Annotated in this window: 10 protein-coding genes; 2 read left to right on the top strand and 8 right to left on the bottom strand. The window is 65.1% G+C overall.

The genetic code is table 11. The features are described 5' to 3' along the window. Nucleotides 1-14 precede the first annotated feature (14 nt). Genes fabD through EBB56_RS10950 form a run of 4 tightly spaced genes read right to left on the bottom strand, consistent with a single transcriptional unit; the run spans nt 15 to nt 2,809 of the window. Nucleotides 15-962: an ACP S-malonyltransferase gene (gene fabD, locus EBB56_RS10965; protein WP_045993431.1), complete on the bottom strand. Its 948-nt coding sequence runs from the start codon at nt 960-962 to the stop codon at nt 15-17. Between the two features lie 9 nt (nt 963-971). Continuing rightward, complete coding sequence (gene plsX, locus EBB56_RS10960; protein WP_083970469.1) at nt 972-2,045, bottom strand: phosphate acyltransferase PlsX; 1,074 nt, start codon at nt 2,043-2,045, stop codon at nt 972-974. Nucleotides 2,046-2,079: 34 nt separating this feature from the next. Further along, nucleotides 2,080-2,250: a 50S ribosomal protein L32 gene (gene rpmF, locus EBB56_RS10955; protein ID WP_010627954.1), complete on the bottom strand. Its 171-nt coding sequence runs from the start codon at nt 2,248-2,250 to the stop codon at nt 2,080-2,082. A gap of 25 nt (nt 2,251-2,275) precedes the next feature. Continuing rightward, complete coding sequence (locus EBB56_RS10950) at nt 2,276-2,809, bottom strand: YceD family protein (protein WP_045993405.1); 534 nt, start codon at nt 2,807-2,809, stop codon at nt 2,276-2,278. Between the two features lie 150 nt (nt 2,810-2,959). Here EBB56_RS10950 and EBB56_RS10945 point away from each other — a divergent pair, with 150 nt between their 5' ends. Next, nucleotides 2,960-3,580 (top strand): nucleoside triphosphate pyrophosphatase, encoded by a 621-nt coding sequence (locus tag EBB56_RS10945; RefSeq protein ID WP_045993404.1) that lies wholly within the window; start codon nt 2,960-2,962, stop codon nt 3,578-3,580. On the opposite strand, the gene sppA is transcribed toward EBB56_RS10945, so the two are convergent. The 4 genes from sppA to EBB56_RS10925 form a co-directional block, all read right to left on the bottom strand. Beyond that, on the bottom strand, nt 3,568-4,722 hold the full coding sequence (sppA, locus tag EBB56_RS10940; RefSeq protein ID WP_045993403.1) for a signal peptide peptidase SppA: 1,155 nt from the start codon (nt 4,720-4,722) through the stop codon (nt 3,568-3,570). The two genes, EBB56_RS10945 and sppA, sit on opposite strands and share 13 nt — an antisense overlap. A 68-nt stretch (nt 4,723-4,790) precedes the next feature. Further along, a complete protein-coding gene (locus tag EBB56_RS10935) occupies nt 4,791-5,435 on the bottom strand; it encodes an HAD-IA family hydrolase (RefSeq protein WP_045993402.1) in 645 nt (214 codons plus the stop codon). 158 nt (nt 5,436-5,593) lie between these two features. After that, nucleotides 5,594-6,820, bottom strand: a complete 1,227-nt coding sequence (locus EBB56_RS10930; protein WP_045993401.1) for a bifunctional alpha/beta hydrolase/OsmC family protein — start codon at nt 6,818-6,820, stop codon at nt 5,594-5,596. Nucleotides 6,821-7,052: 232 nt separating this feature from the next. Then, nucleotides 7,053-8,000 carry an RluA family pseudouridine synthase gene (locus EBB56_RS10925; protein ID WP_045993400.1) on the bottom strand — a complete coding sequence of 316 codons (948 nt, stop codon included), beginning with the start codon at nt 7,998-8,000 and terminating at the stop codon, nt 7,053-7,055. A 569-nt stretch (nt 8,001-8,569) separates the two neighbouring features. On the opposite strand from EBB56_RS10925, the gene rne reads away from it, so the two are divergent. Next, nucleotides 8,570-12,118, top strand: coding sequence for a ribonuclease E (gene rne / locus EBB56_RS10920; protein ID WP_185696418.1), 3,549 nt, complete (start codon nt 8,570-8,572; stop codon nt 12,116-12,118). Nucleotides 12,119-12,185: the final 67 nt, after the last annotated feature.

Here is a 12,185-nt window from a genome sequence, read left to right as displayed (position 1 = left end):
CAGGAGGCTTTCGATCAGTTGATCTCGCGAGCCAGCTCCAGGGCGGCACTGAGACTGTCGGGATCATTCACCGCCAGTCCGCGACTGCCCCGGGCAATACGCTTGTTGAGGCCGGTGAGGACCTTGCCGGGCCCGCACTCGATGAACACCTCGGCACCGCCGTCGACCATCTTCTCGACGCAGGAGACCCAACGCACCGGCTGGTAGAGCTGCTCGATCAGGCGAGTGCGCAGGGTGGCCACATCGGCATGGGCCTGGGCATCGACGTTCTGCACCACGGTATAGCGCGGCGCCTTGAGCTCGATATCACCAAGCGCCTGCTCTAGCCGCTCGGCGGCCGGCCGCATCAGGTCACAGTGGGAAGGCACCGATACCGGCAACGGCATCGCGCGCTTGGCCCCGGCCTCCTGACAGGCGGCGATGGCACGATCCACGGCGGCCTTGCTGCCGGCGATCACCACCTGCCCGGGAGCATTGTAGTTGACAGCAGAGACCACGTCCCCGTCGGCCGCCTTGGCGCAGGCCTGCTCGACGGCCGCGTCGTCCAGACCGAGAATCGCTGCCATGGCGCCCTGCCCGGCCGGCACGGCCTGCTGCATGGCTTCGCCGCGCAGGCGAACCAGACGAACCCCTTCCGCAAAGGAAAGCGCGCCGGCGCACACCATGGCGCTGTATTCGCCGAGACTATGGCCGGCCATGGCACCGGGGCGCGGGCCCTCGAGTTCCTGCCACACGCGCCAGATCGCCACGCTGGAGGCCAACAGTGCCGGCTGGGTGCAGGCGGTGGCATTGAGCGCCTCCGCAGGACCTTCCTGGACCACCTGCCACAGGTCGTAACCCAGCGCCTCCGAGGCCTCCTCGAAGGTCGTCCTCACCACGCTGTAGCGTTCGGCCAGATCGCGCAGCATGCCGACCTGTTGCGACCCCTGCCCAGGGAAGATAAGGGCAAGCGGTTGAGTCATCTTGATCACCTATAGCTCTTGTTGGCCATCATCCATATCCACACTGCCCCCTGACAAGGGACCGGAAGATGGACGACGATGGTCGAGCTCGGCCTCCAGCCGGCTCGGCAAGTCACGGCTGACCTCCTGGGAGGCGCGCTTCAGGGCGTAGTAAAAACCCTGAGCGTCACAGCTGCCATGACTCTTTATCACAATACCCGCCAGCCCCAGCAGGCTGGCGCCGTTGTAGCGAACCGGATCCAGTTCACTCTTCAATCGTCTGAGCGCTGGACGGGCCAGCATCCCCACCAGCCGACTCCCCCAGTGCGCCTCGAAGGTCGCCTGGACGCGACCGACCAGCATCTTGGCCAGGCCCTCGCTGGCCTTGAGCAGCACATTGCCGACAAAGCCGTCACAGACCACGACGTCCGCCTGACCGGCAAACACGCCATCGCCCTCGATAAAGCCAAGATAGTCGATCCCGGCCACCTGGCGCAGTGCCGCATCGGCCTGCTGTACCGCCAGGGAGCCTTTGGTCGACTCCACCCCAACGTTGAGCAGGGCAATCCGTGGAGCCGCCAGACCGTCGACGTGGCGCGCCATGATATCGCCCATCAGGGCGAAGTCCACCAGGCGCTCCGCCGACACATCCACATTGGCACCCAGATCAAGCAAATAGCAGCGTCCGTCGCCTCGCGTCGGAATCGCCGTACTGATGGCCGGGCGCGGCACGCCCGGCACCATGCCAAGGGCGCGGCGCGACAGCGCCATCAAGGCGCCAGTATTGCCGGAACTGACGCCGACATCGGCCTCACCCGCCGCCACACAGTCAAGCATGCGAGCCATGCTTGAAGCATGACCTCGGCGCAGCGCCTGAGAGGCGCGCATATCGGCGGGGATGATATCGGGTGCGTCACACAGGTGCAGATGCGACGCCGCCGCGGCCAGAGGCCGCGGCAGGCGTGAAATCTCGTCATCCAGCAGGCCCGCAGGGCCAAACAGCTGAATGTCGAGCTGCGGGTCCTCGATGACTGCCCTGGCCGCCCCCGCCACGGTGGCGCGGGGACCCTTGTCCCCGCCCATGGCATCTACGGCAATCCGCATCCCGGCGGCCAGGCGCTATCGAGGCGTCGTCAACTTATACGTCGACGACCTTGCGACCGCGATAGAAACCGTCCGGGGAGACGTGGTGACGCAGGTGAGTGGTGCCGGTTTCCTTGTCCTGGGACAGGGTCGGTGCACTCAGGGCGTCGTGGCTACGACGCATGCCGCGCTTGGAACGGGTCTTACGGTTCTGCTGAACTGCCATGGGAAATCACTCCACAAAAAATCGATCAGGTATCGGTGTTGCCCTTGAGGCGCTTGAGCACGTCAAAGGGACTGCCAGAGGGCGCTTCCGAGACTTCGGCATCCGCCCCGCTGCTCAGCTGGTCGCGCGAGACAGGACACTCTGACTCGTCGTGGTAGACCACCTGGGGCAGACTGAGGATGAGTTCATCCTCGACCACGCCCAGCAGGTCCAGCTGTTCATTCTCCACCAGCACCGGTTCATGGGTGCTCGGCAGATCGGCGGCCAGGTCGTCACTGCTGACGAGCCCGAGCAGGAAGTCGCTCGTGACATGTTGGGCCATGGGCTCGAGGCAGCGGCGACACGGCAGCTGCAGATCGGCCTCCAGGCGCCCCCGGATCACCCGACGCCCCTGAGCGTCGATGGCGAATTCCAGCCAGGCGCTGGCATCGCCCTGTTGAGCGCCGACCTCTTCGGTCAGGCGGCTCATGTCGGCCAGCGCCACCAGGCCTTCGAGGTGTTCGGCTTGGGCGGCGAGCTTGTAGGGCTCGACCCGGCCGGGCAATCGTGAGGTCAACATAGGCGCGCAATGATAGGCACTCGTTCCGCCCCTGTCAAAGCCCTGTGCTCAATAGGTTACCATGTCCCGGGATCCGCTCGAACCCGACGAGCACAACCTGCCCATAGCGGGCCTCCCCGACACGACTCCACACATTGCAAGGAAGGACGCATGACCCCACTGGTGCTTGCCTCCAGCTCACCCTGGCGCCGCGAACTGCTTGAACGGCTGGGCCTGCCCTTCTCCTGGGCGAGCCCGGACATCGACGAGACCCGCCGAACGGACGAGACGCCCACATCACTGGTGCAGCGGCTGTCGCTGACCAAGGCCGAAGCGCTGGCCGACGCCTACTCGCGCCACCTGATCATCGGCTCCGACCAGGTAGCCCTGTTCGACGACCAGATCCTGGGCAAGCCCCACACCCAGGAGCGCGCCTGCGCACAACTGCGAGCCTTCTCGGGGCAACGGGTGCGTTTTGTCACCGGACTGGCGCTGCTCGACACCGCCGAGCATCGCCATTGGGTCGGCTACCAGCACTATGACGTGGTCTTTCGCCGTCTCACCGACACCGAGATCAGCACCTACGTCGCCCGCGAGCAGCCGCTTCAGTGCGCTGGCAGCTTTCGCATGGAGGGCCTCGGCATCACCCTGTTCGAGCGCCTGGAGGGTGACGACCCGAACAGTCTGATCGGCCTCCCTCTGATTCTGCTGTGCCGGTGGCTGCGCGAGGCTGGCGCCGACCCCCTGGCGGCATCCGCCACCGATGTCGCGAACGGCGATCAGGGCAACTGATAACGCACCGGCGATGACGCCTGCGGCAGCCCCATCCACTGGGCCACGCCCACACCGAAGCGCCGAGCCAGGCGGTCGAAGGGGTCCTGGGATGGGGTGTAGTCCTTGATTCGCGGCTGGTCGAGCCATTCATGGGCCTCTTCGTCCAGGGTACCCAGGCGATCCACCAGGCCCAGCTCCAGCGCCTGCTCTCCGGTCCAGATCAGGCCGCTGAAGATCCGGGGATCATCGGCCAGACGATCACCGCGCCCTGCCTTGACCGCATCGATGAACTGCTGATGGGTCGTATCCAGCACCTCTTGCCAGAACGCCTGCTGTTCGGGACGCATCTCGGAGAAGGGATCGAGAAAGGCCTTGTTGTCGCCTGCGGTGAAGACGCGCCGCTCCACACCCAGGTCATCGATGGCCCCCTCCAGCCCGAAGCCGGCGTAGATGACGCCGATAGAGCCGACCAGACTGGACGGCGCAGCGACAATCTCGTCCGCCGCAGACGCCATGTAATAGGCGCCGCTGGCCCCCAGGTCCTCGACCACCGCGACGATCGGCTTGTCGCCGCGCTCGCGCAGGGCCATCACCGCCTTGTAGACCCGCTGGGACTGCACCGGACTGCCGCCCGGACTGTTGATATGCAATACCACCGCGGCGCTGCTGGGCGACTCCCAGGCGGCTTCGATACCTTCGATCAGGCGCTCGGCGTTGGCCGGCGACTCGCTATCGATCACACCGTCGACCTTGACCACCCCAAGATGCCTGGCCTGCTCTCGCTCATCGCCAGGCACCATCAGCAGTGCAAAGCCCACCAGCGCCGCCACTCCCAGCAGCAGCGCCAGCCAGGCGAAACGAAAGAACAGCTTCCAGCGCCGACTACGCCGCTGCTCGACCAGTACGCTCTGGATCCATCGGTCCATGCTCTCGATCTGGGCAAGGCGCTGGCGCTCCCGCAATACTTCGGCGCTGTCGCCGGACGATCCAGCCGGCCCGCTGGCGCCGGACGATCCAACCGGCCCGGTGCCGCCGGGTTCAGCCGGCCCGCTGCCGCCGCTCTTGTCCGGCCCACTACCGCCGGCTGCCGCCGCTCCCTTACCGCTGGAAGACGACATCTCCCCCTGGGTCCAGGGGTCATCCTTGGGGGTATCCGACATCCCACCACTCCTTGCAAGCCTGGCGACAACCAGGAATAGAAAACGATTTGCCAGACGATCGACGCGATCTAGCCAGCCAGGTGATCCAGCACCTGATCGAAGCGATCTGCCACCAGCAGCGGCTCACTGCGCGACAGCCGCTGCACATCGTGCACACCATACGAGACAGCGATGCGCGGCATGCCGATGGCACGCGCCATTTCCATATCGTACTCGGTATCGCCGATCATGACGGCGCGGGAGGCGTCGACGCCGCACTCTTCGAGCAGCTCGACCAGCATCAGGGGATCCGGCTTGGAACGCGTCTCGTCGGCGGTACGACTGGCACGAAAGAAGCGACCGGTGTCGCTCTGGCGGAAGATACGATCGAGCCCGCGACGGCTCTTGCCGGTGGCCACGGCCAGCGCCGAGGTCGAGGATAGCGAGGCCAGACCCGCCTCGACGCCGGGATAGAAGGTGACCGGGGTGGCATCACCCTCGACGAAGTGCCAGGCATAGCGTGCTTTCAAACGCTCAGCCTGCTCCGACTGGATACCCGGACACAGTGTGGCGATGGCTTCCGGCAGGCCGAGACCGATGATATCGCGAATCTCGCCCTCCCCCAGCTCGCCCCACTCGGCCTCGCGGCCAGCCGCCTGCATGCAGGATACGATCCGGGCGATGGAATCCATCAGGGTGCCATCCCAGTCAAAGATGGTCAGGTCATAGCGCAAGAGACAACTCCTCGAGAGACGACGGCGTCCACGCCATCGCCCATGGATAAATGCCTCTTCCCCGATGATGGGACACTCAAGCACGCAGACCGGCTCGGCGCAGCACCAGAGAACCAGACGCCGCGACTAGCAGTGACAGCGGCCTGCGCCCGCCAAGGCTAGTCGGCCAGCCGAGTCACCACCCTGGCCTTGCCCTCCAGCGTCAGATGCACCGGACACAGGTCAGCGATGGCCAAGAGCTTGTCGCGGGCCTCCTGGTCGAGATCCCCCGTCAGGAAAAGGACACGTTCGAAGTGGTCGATTTTGCCACTGGTCGCCTCGCACTCGCCACAATCCTTGGCGTGAATCTTGTCATGGGAGACGTCCACGGTGACATCATCGAGCGGCAGCTTCTTGCGCCTGGCATAGCTGCGCACCGTCATCGCCGTGCAGGAGCCGAGCGCCGCCGCCAGCAACTGGTACGGCGTAAAACCGAGATTGGTCCCACCGTAGGAAAGCGGCTCGTCGGCCAGCAGGTGGTGCGCACCCGCCACCACGTCCTGGCGAAAGCCTGCGGGATCGGCTTCGGATACTCGGGTGACACCTTCAGGCGCTCCCGCGGGGGGCTTCGGCGCCTCCAGGCCCAGATAGCGCGACGCCCAGCCGACGATGACCTCGGCGGCGTACTCGGCGTCCTGGGGCCGGGTCAGCAGATGATCGGCGTCATCCAGCGAAACAAAACTTCTGGGATGACGGGCGGCGGTGAAGATGGCCGAGGCGTTTTCGATCTCCACCGTTTCGTCGTTGGGCGCGTGCAGCACCAGCAGCGGACGCCCCAGGTTCTCGATGCGCTCGTGCTGACGCTGACTCTGGAGATCCTCGATAAAGGCCTTGCGGATGGTAAAGGGACGGCCTGCCAGGACCAGCTCGGCCTCCCCTTCGCGTTCGATGACGTCGAGGTTCGAGCCGAAATTGTGCACCACATGAGCCGGGTCGTAAGGCGCCCCGACGGTGGCTACCGCCTTGACCCCGGGCAGTCGCTCGGCGGCGGCGATCACCGCCGCACCGCCCAGCGAATGGCCGACCAGCAGAGACGGTGACAGCCCACGCCCCTCGAGATGCTTGGCAGCGGCCACCAGGTCATCCACGTTGGAGCTGAAATGGGTATTGGCGAACTCACCCTCGGAATGACCAAGACCGGTGAAATCGAAGCGCAATACCGCCACGCCCCGCGACACCAGTCGTGCCGCGATACGCTTGGCGGCGAGGATATCCTTGGTACAGGTAAAGCAATGGGCGAAGATCGCCACCGCCTGGGGCTCACCCACCTCCGGCCGGTCGAACCTCGCTGCCAGCTGGTTGCCGTCGTGGCCGGGAAACTGTTCTCTTTCGCTGATGACACGCATGACCGTCCTACCCTCCGAAGACTCATGGGCGCATCGCCGGCACAAACCGCCGATGCCTTACCTGAATCCTTGGCCGAGGACGATCGTTTGGCAACCTGGCTCGCCTGCCCGGCGCGGGCTCACCACGTCCGCCAGACACAGCGATTCACCCACACTTGCTCATTTAGCGCACTGTAATTTCAGTCTTTCTTGCCACAAGGCCGGCACCAGGCAAGGCCGCCGGCGACATCTTTCACTGTCGCCGCCGAGCCTTGTCGAGCACAGTTTCCAGGGCATCGTCGAGGGGAGCGCGAATCTGCACCGGCCGCTGACTGGTCGGCTCGGGGAAGGTCAGCGAGGCAGCATGCAGAAACAGGCGATCCAGCCCCAGTTCGCGACCGAGGCGAGCGCCCTCTCGGGTACCGTACTTGTCGTCGCCCAACAGCACGTGTCCGGCGTGGGCAGCGTGGACGCGAATCTGATGGGTACGCCCGGTGATCGGCTCCGCCTCCACCAGGGTTGCACCGGCAAAGGTCTCACGCACACCAAAGCGGGTCCGAGCCACCTTGCCCTGCGGATCGACCCTGACTCGACGCTCGCCGTTGCCGGCATCGTAGCGATCCAGGCGGGCACTGACGAAATCCCGACGGGCTGGCCAGCGGCCTGCCACCAGCGCCAGATACTGCTTGTTCATCTTGTGCTGCTTGAGTGACTGGTTCAGCGCAAGCAGCGCCGGCCGGGACTTGGCCAGCAGCAGACACCCTGAGGTATCCCGATCCAGCCGATGCACCAGCTCCAGGAAGTCCAGGTCCTCGCGCACCTGCCGCAGCGCCTCGATCAGTCCGATCTTGACACCACTGCCGCCGTGCACCGCCAGTCCCGACGGCTTGTTCAAGACCATCCAGTCTGGCCCTTCCAGCAGCACGCTGCCGGCCAGCAGATTACGCAGATTATCGCTGACCTCGCGCACTGCCTCCTGCGGTGCCAGCTTGAGCGGGGGAATACGCACCAGATCGCCAAGCGCCAGACGGGTATCCGCCTTGACCCGCTTCTTGTTCACGCGCACCTCACCCTTGCGCACGATGCGATACACCAGCGAACGGGGGGCGCCCTTGAGGCGACTCATCAGAAAATTGTCGACGCGCTGGCCGACCTGGCCTTCGGTCACTTCCACCCACTGCACTTCACGCCCTTCGGCCACGCTGTCACCCCACTCGAAACCCGCAATAAAGCGCCATTCTAGCGCAGCTTGTCGCCAATTGCTGACCCCTGGCATTGCTGTTATATTGCTTGTTCGCTCCCCGGGTCCGATTGACCCCTGCAAGCGCCTGCACGACTAGACACGCAGGCCCGAGCGAAACGTGACTGACACAGCGTTTGCCACAGAGGCCGCGACGACCCACAGAGGTCCCGCCGCCGATGTCAAGTGACAACACCGAGCCCGGCGCGCCCCACCCCAGCTGGATACCTTTCCGAAGGGATGGGGCGTCGCCGGGAGACGTACAACACCGTGCCGGAGGCCGGCAGCGGTGAATCGATGAATGCCAGGTGTTGGCGGTGACGGCAGGACCGGATGGGCAAGGCCCCACCGAGACACGTCCTCCCTCCGCCCCGTACTCAACATGATCATGCCGTGACGTTCCTGATGAAGTAACGTCGCGGCCGGGCGCAGCTTCCGCGACATGCGCTGAGCACAAGCACGCTGCACCAACGGTTCACCCTTGCCGTTGCCCATGGGCGCCCTCCGGCGCGCCCATATTGCGAGACAACATGAAACGGATGCTCATCAACGCGACCCAGCCCGAAGAGCTGCGTGTCGCCCTGGTGGATGGACAACGCCTGTACGACCTGGACATCGAATCCGGTGCCAGGGAACAGAAAAAAGCCAATATCTATCGCGGCAAGATCACCCGCGTGGAACCCTCCCTCGAAGCCGCCTTTGTCGATTTCGGCGCCGAACGCCACGGTTTTCTGCCCCTCAAGGAAATTGCTCGCGAGTACTTCGTCAAGGAGCCTTCCGGCCGCCCCAGCATCAAGGAAGTACTGAAGGAAGGTCAGGAAGTCATCGTTCAGGTCGACAAGGAAGAGCGTGGCAACAAGGGCGCTGCCCTGACCACCTTTGTCAGCCTGGCCGGCCGCTTCCTGGTGCTGATGCCCAACAACGCCCGCGCAGGCGGCATCTCGCGTCGCATCGAGGGCGAGGAACGCGCCCAGCTGAAGGAAGCCATGGGCCAGCTCAGCGTGCCCGACAAGATGGGCCTGATCGTGCGCACCGCCGGTATCGGTCGGTCGCCCGAAGAGCTGCAGTGGGACCTCGACTATCTGGTACAGGTGTGGGAATCCATCACCGAGGAAGCCGGCAAGCGCGCCGCCCCCTTCCTGATCTACCGCGAGTCCAATGTCATCATTCGCGCCATGCGCGACTACCTGCGCCAGGATATCGGCGAGGTACTGATCGACAGCCCCGAGGTGCACCAGGAGGCGCTGGCCTTCATTCGCCAGGTGATGCCGTCCTACCAGCAGAAGATCAAGCTTTACGCCGACGAGGTGCCGCTGTTCTCGCGCTTCCAGATCGAGTCGCAGATCGAGACCGCCTACGAGCGTGAAGTGAAGCTGCCCTCCGGCGGCTCCATCGTGATCGACCACACCGAGGCACTGGTGTCCATCGACATCAACTCGGCGCGAGCGACACGCGGCAGTGACATCGAAGAGACCGCGCTGCAGACCAATCTGGAGGCGGCCGACGAGATCGCTCGCCAGTTGCGCCTGCGTGACATCGGCGGCCTGGTGGTCATCGACTTCATCGACATGGGGCCAGCACGCAACCAGCGCGAGGTCGAAAACCGCGCTCGCGATGCCCTCAAGCTCGACCGCGCCCGGGTACAGATCGGCCGTATTTCGCGCTTTGGCCTGATGGAAATGTCGCGTCAGCGTCTGCGTCCGTCCCTCGGCGAAACCAGCGGCGTGGTATGCCCCCGCTGTGACGGCCAGGGCACCATCCGTGACGTGCGTTCGCTCTCGCTGTCGGTCATGCGCCTGATCGAAGAAGAGGCCATGAAGGAGCGCAGCGCTCAGATCCGCGCCATCCTGCCGGTGCCTGTCGCTACCTATCTGCTTAACGAGAAGCGCGCCATCCTGGCCGATATCGAGCGTCGCCAGGGCGTCCGCGTGGTCATCCTGCCAAGCCCGGACATGGACACCCCCCACTACGACGTCCAGCGTCTGCGCGACGACCACGTCGACGAGGAAGGCACCGCCAACGCCTCCAGTTTCGAGCTGTCCACCGACACCGAGGTCGGCAAGGAGCCCGACGCCGCCTTCGGCAAGCCGGTGCAACGCGCCGAAGCCGCGGTCAAGAGCGTGGTCCACAACGCTCCTGCCCCCGCTTCCTTGAGCCAGGAAGAGGCCGCCAGCGAGGACAAGCCCGCACAGCCGAGTCGCCAGCCCAGCGCTCAGGGCGCTCAAGCTGGTCGCCAGGCCTCGTCGTCCAGCCGCAGGCAGAGCAGCCCTCAGGCTAATCGCCAGCCAGGCCGTCAGAGCCCCGCAGAGTCTCGTCAGGCGGTTCAGAACGCCGGCCTGTTCGGTCGACTGGTCAAGGGCTTCGCTCGCTTCCTCGGCGGCGAGGAAGAAACCAGTAACGGCGCCGCGAGCGGCAGCCAAGGCTCGTGCAGCACTCGCACTCAGTCCTCGAGTCGCGACGACAATGCTCAGCGCGGCGCCCAACAGCGCAGCGACAACGGCCAGCAGCGCGGTAGCGACACGCGCCAGCGCAATCGCCGTGGAGGCAGCCAGAACGGCCAGCGTCAGAGCAGCAACAGATCCAACCGTAGCGATGGCAACAGCCAGGACCGTCGCCAGCAGGATCGCCGCCAGCCGGCCGCTAAGAGCGACGGCCGCAGCGAGACTCGAAACGACGCACGCACCGACAGCAAGGCAGACACTCGAGCCGACAGAAATGACGGCAACGACAACCGCCAGCGCTCTCGCCGTGACGACAATCGTCAGCAGGACAACCGCCAGGCTGAAGGACGTCAGCAAGAGGGTCGTCAGCAGGAGGGTCGTCAACAGGAAAGCCGCCAGCCGGATAGCCGCAAGAGCGACGACAACAAGTCGCCCCGTTCGGCCAGCCGCGGTGAAACGCAGCAGGCAGATGCTGCCAGCAGCGATGCTGCCAAGGACAGCAAGCCCAAGCGCACCCGCAACAATCCGCGCAACCGCAGCCGCAAGCACGCCATCAACCCCGAGGCGCTGAAAGAGCAGCAACGCCTGCAGGCGGAAGCGGCCGCGGCTCAGGAAGCTCAGCCCGAGGCGGGCCAGGCAAGCGCTACGGAAGCTACGGCCGAACAGACCCAGCCCGAAGCAAAAGCCGAAACAAGAGCCGAAGCCAAGGCCGAAGCCCCCAAGGCTGACGCCAAGACTGACGCCAAGGCCGAGGCTCCCAAGGCTGACGACAAGCCCGTCGAGAAAGCTGCAGAGAAAGCCAAGCCAAAAGCCGAAGCCAAGGCCGAGACTTCCAAGGCTGACGACAAGGCCGACGCCAAAGCCGAAGCCCCCAAGGCGGATACCAAGCCCGTCGCCAACGCCGAGGCTCCCAAGTCGGACGACGCCAAGCCCGTAGAGAAAGACGAGCCGAAGACCGAAGCCAAGGCCGAGGCTCCCAAGGCTGACGCCCAGCCTGAAGCTGCAGCCAAGGCTCCCAAGGCTGACGCCCAGCCAGAAGCAGCAGCCAAAGCTCCCAAGGCTGACGCCCAGCCTGGAGAGAAAGCCGAAGCCAAGGCCGAGACTCCCAAGGCTGACGCGCAGCCTGCAGAGAAAGCCGTCGAGAAAGCTGCAGAGAAAGCCGTCGAGAAAGCCGAGCCGAAAGCCGAAGCCAAGGCCGAGGCTCCCAAGACTGAGGCCCCCAAGGCCGAGACGCCAAAGGCTGACACCAGGCCTGCTGAGAAAGCTGCAGAGAAAGCCGAGCCGAAAGCCGAAGCCAAGGCTGAAGCCCTCAAGGCCGAGACTCCCAAGACTGAGGCCCCCAAGGCCGAGACGCCCAAGGCTGACGCCCAACCTGCAGAGAAAGCCGTAGCGAAAGCTGCAGAGAAAGCGGAGGCACCCAAGGCCGATACCAAGGCGGAAGAGAAAGCCGAGGCGCCCAAGGCTGACGCCAAGGCCGACGACGCCAGGACAGAAGCCAAGGCAGAAGACGACGCCTTGAGTGGCGCCACTGATGATGGCCAGGCGCCTCGCCGCCGTCGCCGTCGCCGGGCCCACAACGACCCGCGCGAGCGTCGCAAGCTCGAGGCCGAAAAGGCAAGTGACGGCCACAACAGCTGATCACTCGCCGGAAAGCAAAACGCCCGCGTCCAAGGACGCGGGCGTTTTCATTTATGCGCTTTCGATA

This window comes from Halomonas sp. YLB-10 (genome assembly GCF_003856855.1).
Taxonomy (GTDB): domain Bacteria; phylum Pseudomonadota; class Gammaproteobacteria; order Pseudomonadales; family Halomonadaceae; genus Halomonas; species Halomonas litopenaei.
Note: the sequence above shows the minus strand (reverse complement) of the source record. Positions and strands in the feature narration are given on the sequence as shown.

Coding starts and splice junctions, on each gene's coding strand:
- rne (WP_185696418.1), top strand. CDS start 8,570: ATGAAACGGATGCTCATCAACGCGACCCAGCCCGAAGAGCTGCGTGTC.
- EBB56_RS10945 (WP_045993404.1), top strand. CDS start 2,960: ATGACCCCACTGGTGCTTGCCTCCAGCTCACCCTGGCGCCGCGAACTG.
- fabD (WP_045993431.1), bottom strand. CDS start 962: ATGACTCAACCGCTTGCCCTTATCTTCCCTGGGCAGGGGTCGCAACAG.
- EBB56_RS10930 (WP_045993401.1), bottom strand. CDS start 6,820: ATGCGTGTCATCAGCGAAAGAGAACAGTTTCCCGGCCACGACGGCAAC.
- EBB56_RS10950 (WP_045993405.1), bottom strand. CDS start 2,809: ATGTTGACCTCACGATTGCCCGGCCGGGTCGAGCCCTACAAGCTCGCC.
- sppA (WP_045993403.1), bottom strand. CDS start 4,722: ATGTCGGATACCCCCAAGGATGACCCCTGGACCCAGGGGGAGATGTCG.
- plsX (WP_083970469.1), bottom strand. CDS start 2,045: ATGCGGATTGCCGTAGATGCCATGGGCGGGGACAAGGGTCCCCGCGCC.
- rpmF (WP_010627954.1), bottom strand. CDS start 2,250: ATGGCAGTTCAGCAGAACCGTAAGACCCGTTCCAAGCGCGGCATGCGT.